Source organism: Sediminicoccus sp. BL-A-41-H5, from assembly GCF_050632405.1.
GTDB lineage: Bacteria > Pseudomonadota > Alphaproteobacteria > Acetobacterales > Acetobacteraceae > Roseococcus.
Genome location: NZ_CP192601.1, coordinates 1,632,140 through 1,645,722, shown reverse-complemented (window position 1 = coordinate 1,645,722; position 13,583 = coordinate 1,632,140). Strand labels below are relative to the sequence as shown.

At 71.5% G+C, this 13,583-nt stretch carries 15 protein-coding genes; 4 read left to right on the top strand and 11 right to left on the bottom strand.

Features of this window, described 5'->3' with window-relative positions:
* The first annotated feature begins 61 nt into the window (after positions 1-61).
* On the top strand, positions 62-859 hold the full coding sequence (locus ACQ860_RS08220; protein WP_431302899.1) for a hypothetical protein: 798 nt from the start codon (positions 62-64) through the stop codon (positions 857-859).
* 3 nt (positions 860-862) lie between these two features.
* On the opposite strand, the gene ACQ860_RS08215 is transcribed toward ACQ860_RS08220, so the two are convergent.
* The 6 genes from ACQ860_RS08215 to ACQ860_RS08190 form a co-directional block, all read right to left on the bottom strand.
* The gene (locus ACQ860_RS08215) at positions 863-1,618 is read right to left on the bottom strand and encodes an NAD kinase (RefSeq protein WP_431302898.1); all 756 of its coding nucleotides are present in this window, start codon (positions 1,616-1,618) and stop codon (positions 863-865) included.
* A 109-nt stretch (positions 1,619-1,727) separates the two neighbouring features.
* Complete coding sequence (locus ACQ860_RS08210; RefSeq protein WP_431302897.1) at positions 1,728-2,555, bottom strand: carbon-nitrogen hydrolase family protein; 828 nt, start codon at positions 2,553-2,555, stop codon at positions 1,728-1,730.
* A gap of 8 nt (positions 2,556-2,563) precedes the next feature.
* Positions 2,564-3,046 (bottom strand): hypothetical protein, encoded by a 483-nt coding sequence (locus ACQ860_RS08205; RefSeq protein WP_431302896.1) that lies wholly within the window; start codon positions 3,044-3,046, stop codon positions 2,564-2,566.
* The gene (locus tag ACQ860_RS08200) at positions 3,043-3,360 is read right to left on the bottom strand and encodes a hypothetical protein (protein ID WP_431302895.1); all 318 of its coding nucleotides are present in this window, start codon (positions 3,358-3,360) and stop codon (positions 3,043-3,045) included. The genes ACQ860_RS08205 and ACQ860_RS08200 overlap by 4 nt, the downstream gene beginning before the upstream one ends.
* The gene (gene moaA / locus ACQ860_RS08195) at positions 3,360-4,349 is read right to left on the bottom strand and encodes a GTP 3',8-cyclase MoaA (protein WP_431302894.1); all 990 of its coding nucleotides are present in this window, start codon (positions 4,347-4,349) and stop codon (positions 3,360-3,362) included. The genes ACQ860_RS08200 and moaA overlap by 1 nt, the downstream gene beginning before the upstream one ends.
* A 50-nt stretch (positions 4,350-4,399) precedes the next feature.
* Positions 4,400-5,629, bottom strand: coding sequence for an MFS transporter (locus ACQ860_RS08190; RefSeq protein WP_431302893.1), 1,230 nt, complete (start codon positions 5,627-5,629; stop codon positions 4,400-4,402).
* A 171-nt stretch (positions 5,630-5,800) separates the two neighbouring features.
* Between ACQ860_RS08190 and ACQ860_RS08185 the strand changes: the two genes are divergently transcribed.
* Together ACQ860_RS08185 and ACQ860_RS08180 are read left to right on the top strand one after the other, a co-directional pair.
* Positions 5,801-6,214: a Rap1a/Tai family immunity protein gene (locus tag ACQ860_RS08185; RefSeq protein ID WP_431302892.1), complete on the top strand. Its 414-nt coding sequence runs from the start codon at positions 5,801-5,803 to the stop codon at positions 6,212-6,214.
* Positions 6,215-6,231: 17 nt separating this feature from the next.
* Positions 6,232-6,498, top strand: a complete 267-nt coding sequence (locus tag ACQ860_RS08180; protein WP_431302891.1) for a glycine zipper domain-containing protein — start codon at positions 6,232-6,234, stop codon at positions 6,496-6,498.
* Positions 6,499-6,562: 64 nt separating this feature from the next.
* Here ACQ860_RS08180 and ACQ860_RS08175 read toward each other — a convergent pair whose 3' ends face one another.
* Positions 6,563-6,904 carry a DUF1127 domain-containing protein gene (locus tag ACQ860_RS08175; protein ID WP_431302890.1) on the bottom strand — a complete coding sequence of 114 codons (342 nt, stop codon included), beginning with the start codon at positions 6,902-6,904 and terminating at the stop codon, positions 6,563-6,565.
* A 154-nt stretch (positions 6,905-7,058) separates the two neighbouring features.
* Here ACQ860_RS08175 and ACQ860_RS08170 point away from each other — a divergent pair, with 154 nt between their 5' ends.
* Positions 7,059-8,828: an aminopeptidase P family protein gene (locus tag ACQ860_RS08170; RefSeq protein WP_431302889.1), complete on the top strand. Its 1,770-nt coding sequence runs from the start codon at positions 7,059-7,061 to the stop codon at positions 8,826-8,828.
* 4 nt (positions 8,829-8,832) lie between these two features.
* On the opposite strand, the gene ACQ860_RS08165 is transcribed toward ACQ860_RS08170, so the two are convergent.
* The 4 genes from ACQ860_RS08165 to recN are packed head-to-tail and all read right to left on the bottom strand — an operon-like array spanning position 8,833 to position 13,575.
* Positions 8,833-9,291, bottom strand: coding sequence for a CreA family protein (locus ACQ860_RS08165; protein WP_431302888.1), 459 nt, complete (start codon positions 9,289-9,291; stop codon positions 8,833-8,835).
* A 35-nt stretch (positions 9,292-9,326) separates the two neighbouring features.
* Positions 9,327-11,441, bottom strand: a complete 2,115-nt coding sequence (ligA, locus tag ACQ860_RS08160; RefSeq protein WP_431302887.1) for an NAD-dependent DNA ligase LigA — start codon at positions 11,439-11,441, stop codon at positions 9,327-9,329.
* The gene (locus tag ACQ860_RS08155) at positions 11,438-11,902 is read right to left on the bottom strand and encodes a GNAT family N-acetyltransferase (RefSeq protein ID WP_431302886.1); all 465 of its coding nucleotides are present in this window, start codon (positions 11,900-11,902) and stop codon (positions 11,438-11,440) included. Before ACQ860_RS08155 ends, ligA begins: the two co-directional genes overlap by 4 nt.
* Complete coding sequence (recN, locus tag ACQ860_RS08150) at positions 11,899-13,575, bottom strand: DNA repair protein RecN (protein WP_431302885.1); 1,677 nt, start codon at positions 13,573-13,575, stop codon at positions 11,899-11,901. The genes ACQ860_RS08155 and recN overlap by 4 nt, the downstream gene beginning before the upstream one ends.
* Positions 13,576-13,583: the final 8 nt, after the last annotated feature.

The following is a 13,583-nucleotide window of genomic DNA, read 5'->3' as shown; positions in this document are numbered from 1 at the left end:
GAGGGCTGGATTTGTCCTGGCAACTACGAAGTGGCCATGGACCCCCAGGGAGGACAACGCCATGATCTACGCCACCTCGGCCGCGGCCGCTTCCCCCACGCGTTTCTCGCGCGTGGCACCCGAGGGCGGGCTGCTCTGGCGGACGGATTACTTCGGCCCGCCGCCCTCGCCCAAGGGCTCGAACTCGGTGGACCCGAAGGCCATGGGCGCGCTGGACTATGTCCCGCCAGCGCCGGGCGAGACGCGGCCGCCCCAGGCCTTCCTGGTGGAGCAGGAGGTGAATGCGGTGGTGCACCCGCATTTCCACTTCGTGGACCAGTTCCAGGTGGTCGTGGAGGGCGGCGGCGCCATCGGCCGGCATGCGGTGCAGCCCATCATGGCGCATTTCGCCGGTGCCAGCACCGGCTATGGCCCGATCACACCGGGCGAGGGCGGCCTGAAATACTTCACGCTGCGCGCCAGCGCGGATGGCACGGGCGCGCAATTCCTCCCCGCGTCCAAGGCGCGCATGTCACGTGGCCCGAAGCGCTATGTCCTCGCGGACCCGGTGTTGCCCAGCACGCCGGAGGCGCTGGCCGCGCGGCGCGAGGCGGTGACGGAGATGGTGCTGGGCGAGCCGGATGGCCTCGCCATCCTCATGCTCCGCATCCCGCCGCATGGGCGGCTTGCGGCACCCGATCCGGCGCGCGGCGCGGGGCAGAGCCTCTTGGTGACGACGGGCTCGATCACGCATCGGGGAGAAGTGCTGGGCCGTCTCAGCGCGCTCTTCGTCACGCCCGACGAGGCGGCTTTCGCGGCCGAGGCCGGGCCGGAGGGGGCGGAAATCCTGCTGCTGCAATATCCGCGCGCGGCCGCCTGACGTTCAGACGGTGAACTGCTCCGCGATGATCCGCTCCGAGAGGCTGCGGTCGGGGTCGAAGAGCATGGTCATGGTGATGCTGCGGTCCTCGCGCACCTCGACGCGACGGACGTCTCGCACCTCGGTGTAGTCGGCCGTCGCCGAGACGGGGCGCTTGTCGGGCTCCAGCACTTCGAACACCACCCGCGCATTGGAGGGCAGCAGCGCGCCGCGCCAGCGCCGCGGCCGGAAGGCGGAGATCGGCGTCAGCGGCAGCAGCCGCGCATCCAGCGGCACGATCGGCCCATGCGCCGAGAGGTTGTAGGCGGTGCTGCCGGCGGGCGTGGAGATCAGGACGCCGTCGCAGATCAGCTCCGGCAGGCGTTCCTTGCCATCCACCAGGATGCGCAGCTTGGCCGCCTGGCGCTGCTCGCGCAGCAAGGAGACCTCGTTGATGGCGAGTGCCGCGTGCGTGCCGCTCGCCGAATGCGCGCGCATGCGCAAGGGGTGCAGGTGGGCCGCCTGGGCGGCGCCGATGCGCGCGGGCAGATCCTCCGCGCGGTAGGAGTTCATGAGGAAGCCGACGCTGCCGCGATTCATGCCGTAGATCGGCGGGTTGCGGCCGAGGAAGCGATGCTGCGTCTCCAGCATCAGCCCGTCGCCGCCCAGAGCCACGATCACGTCGGCTTCCTGCGGCGGGTGGTCGCCATAGAGCGCGACAAGGCGCGCGCGCGCCTCCTGCGCGGCGTCCGTGGTGGAGGACAGGAAGGAGATCTTCATGGTCTGCGCCACCGATTCACGCTTCGCGCCTCCAGCGCTCCGCGATCGGGGTGCGTGCTGCGCCACCGATTCACGCTTCGCGCCTCCAGCGTTCCGCGATCGGGGGCGGTCACGCGAGCCGCCGGTGTTCGAGCACCGGCATGTCGCGCCGCACCTTGGCCGTCACCGCCGGGTCAATCCGCGCCGTGGTCCAGCCGATGCCGTCGCTCGCCTTGGCCACCACATGGCCCCAGGGGTCGGCGACCAGCGAATGGCCATAGACCTGGCGCGTGGCGCCACGCTCCTCATAGGCGCCCCAGGAGGCGGCGGCGATGATCCAGCATTGCGTCTCGATGGCGCGCGCGCGCAGCAGCACCTCCCAATGGTCCTTGCCGGTCATCAGCGTGAAGTTGGATGGCACCAGGATCGCCTCCGCCCCCGCGCGCCTGAGCGCCAGGTATTGCTCGGGGAAGCGCATGTCGTAGCAGATGGTGCAGCCGAACTTCACGCCCCCTGCGTCGAAGGTGACGAGCGCATCGCCCGCGCCATAGAGCGCGCTTTCGCGATAGCCGGTGCCGTCGGGGCCGGTGATGTCGAAGAGATGGATCTTGCGGTAGCGCGCGATCTCGCGCCCCTCGGGGTCGAAGACCAGGGTGGTGTTGAAGAATTTCTCCGCCCCCTGCTCGATGATCGAGCCGCCATGGACGTGGATGCCAGCGTTCTTCGCGATGCCGCGCAGGAATTCATAGGCGGCGCCGCCCGTGCCGCCGGGCTCGGGCAGCACTTCCGCCGCCGCCGCCCGCGCCTCGCGCCCGCCGCCCAGGTTGGTCCAGGTCTCGGGGAGTGTGACCATGTCCGGCCTGTCCGCCGCCAGCGCGCTCTCGATCAGGCGGCGCGCCTGGTCGAGATTCGCGGCCTTGTCGCTGGTCTGGTTCATCTGGATGGCGGAGATTCGCATGGCGGGGCCTATCTTGCGGCGGGCGGGACGCGCCGTTCGTCGAGCGGGACGCCGCGGCCGACGCCCCAGCGCAGGAGTTGCGGTTCGAGCATCTCGCTCCGCTCGCCCATCGGGCGTTGGGAGACGAAGCGCACGCGGCCGGCGGTGAGGATCGCGACCTCCATGATCCCATCACGCGGACGGATGGAGAGGAAGGCCTCCTGCTCGCCCACCCCCTCCTGCCGGGCGCCGCGCAGCACCAGCGCCGTGCCGTCGAAGGCGATGGGCGCGACCAGCTGCAGGTTGCTGTTGAGCAGGCGCAGCCCGGGCTCGCCCAGCAGGGCGGCCAGCACGCGGCGCACCGCCGGATCGTTCACCACCTGCGGGGTGTTTGTGGTGCCGATCTGCGCCGAGAGATGGCCGAGCACGCCCTGCTTGTGATCCACCGGCTGGGCCAGCGCCGGAAAAGGCAGAAGCAGCGCCAGGACGCCGGCGCGACGGCCGAGCCTCAAGACTGGCGCGGCCAGGAGATGCGCGGCTCGGCCCGGCCCGTGGGCGCGGGGGGCGCATAGGGCTCGGGGATGGTCGGCGTGGCGTCCCAGGTGTCACGCCGGGGTTCGGACTGGCGCGCGAGCATCACGCGCAGTTCCGCGCGCAGGTCATCGAGCTGCGCCTCGATGGAATCCAGGCGCCCCTTCACCCCGAAGACCGAGAAGGGCATGACCAGCAGGCAGACGGCCAGCAGCAGCAGGATGAGCAGCGCCACCAGCCCGGTCCATTCCGGCAGGCCCGGCAGGGTCAGGCGGGTGACGAGGTCGTTCAGCATCAGCCGCCCGTCACACTCATGTGCCGCGCGACCGCGGGGGCGGAGCGACGGCGGTCGATCACAAAATCATGACCCTTGGGCTTGCGCGCGATGGCGTCGGCGATGGCGGCTCTGAGGCCCTCTTCGCCCAGCGCGGGGTCGCGCAGCGGGGCGCGCAGATCGGCCGCATCCTCCTGGCCCAGGCACATGTAGAGCGTGCCGGTGCAGGTCAGCCGCACGCGGTTGCAGCTCTCGCAGAAGTTATGCGTCATCGGCGTGATGAAGCCGAGGCGCGTGCCGGTCTCCGCCACGTCATAGTAGCGCGCGGGGCCGCCCGTCGTGTGGCTGCTCTCGGTCAGCGTCCAGTTCTGCTTGAGCCGGGCGCGGACGAGGGAAAGCGGCAGGAACTGGTCCGTCCGGTCCTCGCTGATCTCGCCGAGCGGCATGGTCTCGATCAGGCACAGGTCGAAGCCATGCTCGCCGCACCAGGCGAGCATGCGGTCGAACTCGTGCTCGTTCAGGCCCTTCAGCGCCACCGCGTTGATCTTCACATGCAGCCCGGCGGCCTTGGCGGCGAAGACGCCATCGAGAACCTTGTCCAGCTCGCCCCAGCGGGTCGCGGCCTTGAAGGCCGCGGCGTCCAGCGTGTCGATCGAGACGTTGATGCGGCGCACGCCGGCGGCGGCCAGCTCATCCGCGTATTTCGTGAGCTGCGTGCCATTGGTGGTCAGCGTCAGCTCATCCAGGCCGGACCCGATGCGCGAACCCAGGCCCCGCACCAGCGACATGACGTTCTTGCGCACCAGCGGCTCGCCGCCGGTCAGGCGCAGCTTGCGCACGCCGAGATCGATGAAGGTGCCGCAGAGGCGCTCTAGCTCCTCCAGCGTCAGCACCTCGGATTTGGGGAGGAAGGTCATGTCCTCCGCCATGCAATAGACGCAGCGCAGGTCGCAGCGATCCGTCACGGAGACGCGGAGGTAGCTGATATGTCGCCCGAAGGGGTCGATCATGACGGCGTGGAGTCCCGGGATGTTGGCGATTTCACCCCATTTGGGGCGGATCAACCCGCTGTTGCAAGGGTCCCCCGCGAGCCGGGGGCCTTGGCCATCCAGTTCAGCACGCTGGCCGAGAGGCCGACCAGGATCATGACCGGCCAGAAGGCGGCGTAGCTGCCGGTCCAGGCCATGAGCACCGCGCCGGAGCCGGCCCCCAGGAAGCCGCCGATCTGGTGGCTGAAGAAGCAGACGCCGTAGAGCGCGCCGAGGTCCCCCACGCCGAAGCGCCGGGCGATGGCGGCCGAGGTCAGCGGCACCGTGCCCAGCCAGACGAAGCCCATGACCGCGGCGAAGAGCATGGTGCCCCATTCGCTGGGCGGGGCCACCGCGAAGCCCGCGATGGCGAGCGTGCGGACCAGGTAGATCCAGCCCAGGCCATTCTCCGGCTTGATCCGGCTGGAGAGCCAGCCGCAGAACCAGGAGCCCGGGATGTTGAAGAGCCCGATCATCGTCATCGCCACCATGCCGAGCGCGGCGGGCTGGCCGCAGAGCGCGATGTGCGAGGGCAGGTGCGTGGTCAGGAAGGCGAGCTGGAAGCCGCAGGCGAAGAAGCCGCCGGTCAGCAGCGCGAAGTCCCGGTCGGCCAGCGAGCGTCGGGCGAGCGCTGGCAGGCCGGCGAGGCCGGCGGCCGGCGGGCCCTTGCGGGGCGCGGGCCGCCATTCGATGTTGCGCGCGAGCGGGATGATCAGCACGGCCGAGGCCGCCAGCATCATCAGCGCGCCCGCGGCGCCGAAGCCGCCGATGGCCGAGAAGGTGAGCGGCACCATGGCCGCCTGACCCAGGCTGCCGCCGGCACTGGCGATGCCGATGTACTCGCCCCGCTTCTCGGGCGGCGCGAGGCGACCGATGGCGGCCAGCGCCAGGCCCGTGCCGGCGCAGGCCACGCCGAAACCGGAGAAGACGCCGATGCCGATCATCACAGTGGCGTTGGAGGGGAACAGCGCGGGCAGGCCGCAGCCGATCAGATAGAAGACGCCGCCCATGGCCATGACGCGGCCCGAGCCGTGCTTGTCGGCCATCGCCCCGGAGACCGGCTGGCCCAGGCCCCAGGTCAGGTTGTGCAGGGCGACGGCGAGGCCGAAGGCCCAGGGCGCCACGCCGTTCTCGGCCGCCAGCGGCAGCAGCAGCAGCCCGAAGGTCTGGCGGATGCCCATGGCGAGGCTGGAAGTGGCCGCCGCCGCGATGATCGCGACCCAGAGAATGCGCTTGGCGGAATGAACGGCGTCTTGGGACATGTCCGGATGTGACCGAAGCCGCAGCCCTGCCGCAAGCACGGTTGTCGCCGGGGCCGGCATGCACGCGGCGCGGGGGTATGGCGCGGGCGTGTTGCCGCCGGCGGGCCGCTGGCGCAGTCTCTCGCGGTGAATCGAGGAAGGCCCGGCGCCGGCTGGGGAGGGAGAGACAAGATGACAACGCGATGGACCGGGGCCGCTCTGGCCGCGGCATTGGCCCTGGGGAGCGCGCCCGCGCTGGCGCAGGTGACGCCGGATAACTTCGTCGGGGGCAAGACCTCTGACCTCGCCACCCTTTGCGCGGCCGGTCCCTCTGACCCCAACGTGGTCTCCGCGGTGAATTTCTGCCACGGCTACCTGCTGGCGGTGGGCCAGTTCCATGGCGAGCTGACGCAGCGCGGCAGCAGGGTCGGCCCCTTCTTCTGCCTGCCGGATCCGCGGCCGACGGTGGCCAGCATCACGGGCGCCTTCGTCACCTGGGCGGCGGCCAATCCGCAATATGCCGGCAGTTCGGCGGCCGAGGGCGTGGTGCGCTTCGCCACCGCCACCTATCCCTGCCCGCGCCGCCCGGCGCGCCGCGCCTCCTGACGCGAAGGATGAGACAGATGCGAAAGATCCTGATCGTTCCCGTCCTCGCGCTCGCGCTGGGTGGCTGTGAGAACATGTCCGAGACGGGCCGGCTGACGGCGGGTGGCGCGGGCCTCGGTGCGGCGACGGGCGCCATCGTCGGCTCCTTCTCGGGCAATGCGGGCTGGGGCGCGCTGGCCGGTGCGGGCATCGGCGCCGCCGGCGGCTATCTGGCGGGCCGCGTCCGCGAGGCGGAGCAGCAGTCCTGGCAGCGGGGCTATCAGGCGGGCCGCGCTTCGCAATAGCGCATGAAAAAGGGCGGCGGAGCGAAGCCCCGCCGCCCTTTTGCAGGCGTGATCACCCGGCCGATCAGGCGGCGTGGCGGGCCTCCGCCGTGTCGTTGGCCGGCAGCGGGGTCGCGGTGATCGCGGCCGCCGGGATGCCGGCGCGCGTGAGGCCGATGTCAGCGAGTTCGCGGTCGTTCAGGGCGCGCAACTGCTCGATCGTCTCGCGCCGGGTCCGGATGGCGGTCAGGACGGCGCGCAGGCCGTGGAAGAAGCCGGTGATGCGCTGGGCCATGCCGCGGTCGCGCGCCTGACGGGCCTCGGCGATGATGGCGGCGATGCGCTCCGCCTCCGGATTGCGGGCCGCCCCATGGAGGGAGCTGTGGGGCATCAGCAGCGCGGCTTCGGCTGAGGTGATGCGGGTCATGATCTTCTGGTCCTGTTGTGAAGGGCGGCTTGGCCGCCCGGGTGGGGTTGATTTAGGAGATTATTGTGGACGCAGGTTACGCGAAGCTTAAGCTCCAGACATGCTCTGGAAGCATGTCATATTGTGGACACATGTCTTAAAAGCAGGGCTCCAGATGTTAACCAAACCCGATCGCCTCGCCGCCCTTCGCGCCGCACTCGCCGCCCAGGGCGTGGACGGGTTCCTGGTTCCGCGCTCCGATGAGCATCTGGGCGAATATGTGCCCCCCTCGGGCGAGCGGCTCGCCTGGCTCACCGGCTTCACCGGCAGTGCGGGCCTCGCCATCGTGCTGCCCGAACGCGCCGCGGTCTTCACCGATGGCCGCTACACCACCCAGGTCGCCGCAGAGACGGACCCCGCGCTGTGGGAGCGCCGCCACCTGATCGAGGAGCCGCCCGAGGCCTGGCTGCGCGAACATGCGGCCGACCTCAGGCTCGGCTACGACCCCTGGCTGCACAGCGAGGGCTTCCTCAAGCGGCTCGCGGGCCTGAAGCTTGTGCCGCTCACGCCCAATCCGCTGGATGCCATCTGGCACGACCGTCCCGCGCCGCCAGCCGCCGTCGTGCTGCCGCATGGGCCGGACCTGGCTGGCGAGAGCGCGGAGGCCAAGCGCGAGGCGCTGGCCGCCCGGCTGCGCGAGGCAGGCGAGCAGGCGGCGTTGCTGGCGGACGCGCACTCCGTCGCCTGGCTGCTCAACCTGCGCGGTGCCGACCTCGCCCATACGCCCATGCCGCTCGCCTTCGCGCTGGTGCAGGATGATGCCTCGGTCAGGATGTTCCTGCATGCGCCAGAGCGCGTGCCGGAGGCGACGCGCGCGCATCTGGGCAACCGCGTCGCCATTGAGCCGCGCGCCAATCTGCCGCGCGCGCTGGGTGAGTTCGCGGGCCGCGCCGTGCGACTGGATACGGATGCGACGCCCGCCTGGTTCGCCGCGACGCTGCGCGAGGCCGGCGCGCGCGTCATCGCGGGCGAGGACCCGACGCGCCTGCCGCGCGCCACCAAGAACGCGACGGAGCAGCAGGGCGCGCGCCGCGCGCATCGGCGCGACGCGGTCGCCGTCGCCAATTTCCTCGCCTGGTTCGCGGCCGAGGCGCCGCGCGGCCAGCTCACCGAGATCTCCGCCGCCCAGCATCTGCTCAACGAGCGCCGCCGCCAGCCGGGCTTCGTGGCGGAGAGCTTCCCCGCCATCTCCGGCGCGGGCGAGAACGGCGCCATCGTGCATTACCGTGTGACGGAGGCCACCAACCGCCGCATCAACGCCGATGAATGCTACCTGATCGACAGCGGCGGTCAGTATCCGGACGGCACGACCGACATCACCCGCACGCTCTGGAGCGGGCCCGGCCCCGCGCCCGCCGCGCTGCGCGCGCGCTACACCGCCGTGCTGCGCGGGCACATCGCGCTCGCCACGGTGCGCTTTCCCTCCGGCGTCGCGGGACCGCATCTCGATGCCATCGCGCGCCGCCCGCTCTGGGATGCGGGGCTCGACTACGACCATGGCACCGGCCATGGCGTGGGCAGCTTCCTCTCGGTGCATGAGGGGCCGGTCGCCTTCAGCCGGGCCGCGCGCGTGGTGCCGATCCGCCCGGGCATGATCCTGTCGGACGAGCCGGGCTATTACCTGCCGGGGCATTACGGCATCCGCATCGAGAACCTGCTGCTGGCGCGCGACGCGGCGCCGCAGCCGGACCAGACCAAGCCTTTCCTGGAGTTCGAGACGCTGACGCTGGCGCCCTATTGCCGCGCGCTGATGGATGCCGCCTTGCTGACGTCGGCCGAGCGCGACTGGGTGGATGCCTATCACGCCCGCGTGCTGGCCGAGGTCGGCCCCGCGCTGGAGCCGGCCGTCCATGAATGGCTCGCGCGGGAATGCGCGCCGCTGTGACCGCTCAGCGGTAAGGGACGGTCGCGACGGCGTTGTAGGGCGAGCCATCCACCAGCCGCGTGCTCCAGGCGAGATAGACGAGGATGCGCTGCCCCTCGTCCACGAAGCGGTGCACGCGGGTCTCCTTGAAGAAGAGGCTGGTCGAGGCCTCCCAGACGCGCTCGCCACGCTCGCCGCGCCGGACGGCGGCGGTCAGCGCGATCGGGGCGGTCGCCGTGCAGGCGAGGGCGAAGCGCGCCGGGTCTTCCGCGACACCCACCATGCCCGCGATGCCGCCGGTGCGCGCCTGGCTGACATAGCAGACCACACCCGGCACCTCGGGGTCGGTAAAGCGTTCGACGACGACGCGATGGCTGCGCGTGAGGCCGAGATTGGTCAGCGCCGTGTTTACATGGCCGATCTCGGTCGTGCCGTCGGCCCAGGCGGGGCCGGCGAGGAGAAGCAGGAGCAGGGCAGCACGCATGGGGCGGGAACGCCCGCGGGTGGCGCCCGGTTGCCTTACGAGAGTCCCGCCATCTCCCGGAACTCCGCCTCGCTCAGCACGCGCAGGCCGAGCTCGGCTGCCTTGGTGGCCTTGGAGCCGGCATCGGCACCGACCACCACGAAATCCGTCTTCTTCGAGACCGACTTGGTGACCTTGGCCCCCAATGCCTCGGCCCGCGCTTCCGCCTCCTGACGAGAGAGGGTTTCGAGCGTGCCGGTGAAGACCAGCGCCTTGCCGGCGAAGGGATTGTCGCCCGCCTCGGCCGCCCAGCTCTCCTCAGGCGCCACTTCGGCCAGCAGCGCGTCGAAGGCTTCCAAATTTTGCGGCTCCGCGAAGAACTCGACCAGCTCGGTGGCGATGGCGGGGCCGATGCCCTGGATGCTGCCCAGCTCCTCCCGCGCTTCGCTGCCGATGATGCGCGCCGCGATCATCCGTTCGCGCAGCGCGCCGATGGAGTGGTAGTGCCGCGCCAGCAGCTTCGCGTTCTGCTCGCCGATGCGGCGGATGCCGAGCGCGAAGAGGAAGCGCTCCAGCGGCGGCGCGCGCCTGGCTTCGATGGCGTCGAAGAGCTTGCGGGTGGAGAGCTTGCCCCAGCCTTCCAGCGCTTCCAGCTTCTCCGCATGGGTGTGCAGGCGGAAAAGGTCGGCCGGGCCGCGCAGCAGGCCCATGGCGTGCAGCGTGTCGATGCGTTCCTCGCCCAGCCCCTCGATGTCGAGGCAGCGGCGGGAGACGAAGTGCTTCAGCCGCTCGACCGTCTGCGCCGGGCAGATCAGGCCGCCGGTGCAGCGGCGCACCACGTCGTCATTCTCGCGCACCGCATGGCTGCCGCAGGCGGGGCAGGTGGTGGGGAAGGCGTAGGGCGCGGCGCGGCCCGGGCGGTCCGGATCCACCACGGCGACCACCTGTGGGATGACGTCGCCCGCGCGCTGCAGGGTAATGGTGTCGCCCTCGCGGATGTCCTTCCGCGCGATCTCATCCTCGTTGTGCAGCGTCGCATGGGTGACGGTGACGCCGCCGACGAAGACCGGCTCCATCACGGCGCGCGGCGTCAGCGCGCCGGTGCGGCCGACCTGGATCTCGATGCGCAGCAGCCGGGTTTGCGCCTGCTCGGCCGGGAATTTCCAGGCGATGGCCCAGCGCGGCGCGCGGCCGACGAAGCCGAGCCGCGCCTGCCAGTCCAGCCGGTCCAGCTTGTAGACGACGCCATCAATCTCATAGGCCAGCGCCGCGCGCTCGCGCGCCATGCGGGCCTGGAAGGCGGTGGGCGTTTCGGTCAGCAGGTCGGCCGCGCGCTCGGCCACGGGGGTGGAGAGTGGGTTCACCCGGAAACCCCAGCGCTCCAGCGTCTTGAGCCAACCGTGATGGGTGGTGGCCGGCGCCTCGCTGGCTTCGCCCATCGCATAGGCGAAGAGCTTCAAAGGCCGTTGCGCGGTGATGGCGGCGTCCAACTGCCGCAGGGAGCCGGCGGCGGCGTTGCGCGGATTGACCGGGATGGTGACGGCGGGACCGAGCTTTTCTCCGCGCGCCTTGCGCGCCTCGCGTTCGGCCAGCGCGGCTTCCTGCGTGGCGCGGAAGGCCAGGAAATCCGATCGGTCCATGAAGACCTCGCCGCGGATCTCGATCAGCCCCGGGCAGGGGGCAGGGAGTGCGCGTGGAAGGTCGGAGAGGGTGAGGAGGTTGGCCGTGATGTCTTCGCCCTCCGCGCCGTCGCCGCGCGTGGCGCCCTTCACGAAGCGGCCGTCCTCGTAGAGCAGGTTCACGCTCAGGCCGTCGATCTTCGGCTCGGCGATGAAGTTCAGGGCAGCGTCTTCGGGCAGACTCAGAAAGCGCCGGATGCGGGCCGCGAACTCTGAAAAATCCTCGGGCGCGAAGGCGTTGTCGAGGCTGAGCATGGGCGCGAGGTGGCGCGATTTCGCGAAACCCTCGACGGCGCGGCCCGACACCTTCTGGGTCGGGCTCTCGGCCTGCACCAGGGCGGGGTTCTCGGCCTCCAGCGCGCGCAGGCGGCGCATGAGGGCGTCGTAGTCGGCGTCGCTGATGCGCGGCGCATCCTGCTCGTAATAGAGCCGGTCATGCTCTGTGATCTCGGCGATCAGCCGTGCGATCTCGGCTTCGGCGCTCTCGCTCATGCGACCTCCGTCAGGGCCGCGAAGGCCGCGCCCTCCAGGATGAAGCTGTGGGTGCGCGCCTCTGTGGCGCCGATGCCGCGATGGAAGGCCAGCGCCAGCGCATCGCCCTCATCCGCGTCCCACCAGAGGAATTCGCCGCCCTCCGCGGCCGTTGCCTCTGCCAGCGCGGCCACCAGCCCGCGGCCCAGGCCCGAGCGGCGCGCCTCCGGGGCCACGTAGAGGTCGTTCATGATGGCGCCCCAGCGGCTTGCCCCGCTGTCGTAATAGGGGTGGGCGGAGGCGAAGCCCTGGAGCAGGCCATCCTCCTCCGCCACCAGCAGCGTGACCCGCGCATCGGCGATGAGGTCGCGCGCGACGCGCGTGGCGGTGATGCGCTCGGGGTGCAGACCCGGTTCGGTGTTCAGCGCGCGAAGCAGCGCGGCAAGCGGGGCGGCGTCACGCCCTTCGGCGCGGCGGATCAAGCGACACCGTCGAGCAGGCTGGCGGCCGCGGCGCGCGCCGCCTCGGTCACCGTCTCGCCGGCCAGCATGCGGGCGATCTCCTCGCGCCGCGCCGGCACGTCGAGCGGTGTCACGCGCGTCTCGGCCTTGCTGCCGCGCACGGCCTTGGCCACCTGCAGGTGATGCGCGCCGCGGGCGGCGACCTGCGGCGAATGCGTCACCACCAGAACCTGGAGCCGCTCCGCCACGCGGGCGAGCCGCTCACCCACGGCGGCCGCCGTCGCACCGCCGATGCCGGCATCCACCTCGTCGAAGACCAGCGTGGGCACGGGCGAACCGCGCGCCAGCACCACCTTCAGCGCGAGCATGAGGCGCGAGAGCTCGCCGCCCGAGGCGATCTTGATCAGCGCCCCGGGCGTCTGGCCAGGGTTGGTCGAGACCAGCAGCGTCACGCGGTCCATGCCATCGGCGCCCCAGGCCGTTTCCTCGCGCGGCGCGACCTCGATCACCACACGGGCGCGGTCCAGCTTCAGCGGCGGCAATTCGGCGGCGAGCGCCTTTTCCAGCTTGGTCGCGGAGGCGCGGCGGGCGGCGGTCAGAGCCTCCCCCGCCTTGGCGTAGTCGGCGCGGGCGGCGCGGCGCGCGGCCTCCAGCGCGGCGACACGGCCTGTGCCGGCATCCAGCGCGGAAAGCCGCTCGCGCAGGGCTTCCAGATGCGCAGGCAGTTCCACCACGGCCACGCCGTGCTTCCGCGCGGCCGAGCGCAGGCCGTAGAGCCGGTCCTCCAGAGCCTCCAGCCGGCGCGGATCGGGCAGGGCGTCCATGGCGAGGCGCTCGAGCAATGTCTCCGCTTCGGCCAGCGCGTCCTGGGCGGCGGTCAGCGCCGCCAGCGCTGGCTGGGCGGCCTCGTTCGGCGGCGGCAGGCGTTCCAGGGCGCGCACGGCGTTGCGGAGCGCATGGCCGGGATGGGCGGAGCGGCGGTCGCGCGGCTGGATCTCGGCCAGCGCGCTGGCGATGGCCTCGTTGCGGCGCTCGGCCTGTTGCAGCCCCTGGCGCTCCTGCGCGAGGCGCTCCTCCTCGCCCTCCTCGGGGGCGAGGGCGGTGAGTTCCTCCACCGCGTGGCGCAGCCATTCCTCGTCGCGCAGTGCCGCGGCGACGGCGGCCTCCGCCTCGGCGAGGGCCTGTTCCGTCGCCCGCCAGGACCGGTAGGCGGTGGCGACGCGGCCGCGCGCGACCTCATGCGCGCCGAAGGCGTCGAGCAGGGCGGCATGGGTGGCCGGGTCGGCCAGGCCCACCTGGTCGTGCTGGCCCTGCACCTCGACCAGTGTGGCGGCAAGCCGCTTGAGCAGGGCGACACCCACCGGCTGGTCGTTCACGAAAGCGCGGGAGCGGCCATCGGCCTGGAGCACCCGGCGCAGCACCAGGGTCTCCTCCGCCTCCATCCCCTGCTCCGCCAGCAGGGCGAAGGCGGGGTGTCCCTCAGGCGGCTGGAAGACGGCGGCGACGCTGGCCTGGGGCTGGCCCGCGCGCACCAGCCCGGCCTCGGCCCGCATGCCAAGCGCGAGGCCCAGCGAATCGAGCAGGATGGACTTGCCGGCGCCGGTCTCGCCGGTCAGCACGGAGAGGCCCGGCCCGAAATTCAGGTCGAGCCGCTCGATCAGCACAACGTCGCGGATGGAGAGGGAGGCGAGCATGCGCCCGC

What these genes read in the sequence shown, in the direction of transcription:
- ACQ860_RS08220 (WP_431302899.1), top strand. Translation starts at nt 62, where the DNA reads ATGATCTACGCCACCTCGGCCGCGGCCGCTTCCCCCACGCGTTTCTCG.
- ACQ860_RS08215 (WP_431302898.1), bottom strand. Translation starts at nt 1,618, where the DNA reads ATGAAGATCTCCTTCCTGTCCTCCACCACGGACGCCGCGCAGGAGGCG.
- ACQ860_RS08210 (WP_431302897.1), bottom strand. Translation starts at nt 2,555, where the DNA reads ATGCGAATCTCCGCCATCCAGATGAACCAGACCAGCGACAAGGCCGCG.
- ACQ860_RS08200 (WP_431302895.1), bottom strand. Translation starts at nt 3,360, where the DNA reads ATGCTGAACGACCTCGTCACCCGCCTGACCCTGCCGGGCCTGCCGGAA.
- moaA (WP_431302894.1), bottom strand. Translation starts at nt 4,349, where the DNA reads ATGATCGACCCCTTCGGGCGACATATCAGCTACCTCCGCGTCTCCGTG.
- ACQ860_RS08190 (WP_431302893.1), bottom strand. Translation starts at nt 5,629, where the DNA reads ATGTCCCAAGACGCCGTTCATTCCGCCAAGCGCATTCTCTGGGTCGCG.
- ACQ860_RS08185 (WP_431302892.1), top strand. Translation starts at nt 5,801, where the DNA reads ATGACAACGCGATGGACCGGGGCCGCTCTGGCCGCGGCATTGGCCCTG.
- ACQ860_RS08180 (WP_431302891.1), top strand. Translation starts at nt 6,232, where the DNA reads ATGCGAAAGATCCTGATCGTTCCCGTCCTCGCGCTCGCGCTGGGTGGC.
- ACQ860_RS08175 (WP_431302890.1), bottom strand. Translation starts at nt 6,904, where the DNA reads ATGACCCGCATCACCTCAGCCGAAGCCGCGCTGCTGATGCCCCACAGC.
- ACQ860_RS08170 (WP_431302889.1), top strand. Translation starts at nt 7,059, where the DNA reads ATGTTAACCAAACCCGATCGCCTCGCCGCCCTTCGCGCCGCACTCGCC.
- ACQ860_RS08165 (WP_431302888.1), bottom strand. Translation starts at nt 9,291, where the DNA reads ATGCGTGCTGCCCTGCTCCTGCTTCTCCTCGCCGGCCCCGCCTGGGCC.
- ligA (WP_431302887.1), bottom strand. Translation starts at nt 11,441, where the DNA reads ATGAGCGAGAGCGCCGAAGCCGAGATCGCACGGCTGATCGCCGAGATC.
- recN (WP_431302885.1), bottom strand. Translation starts at nt 13,575, where the DNA reads ATGCTCGCCTCCCTCTCCATCCGCGACGTTGTGCTGATCGAGCGGCTC.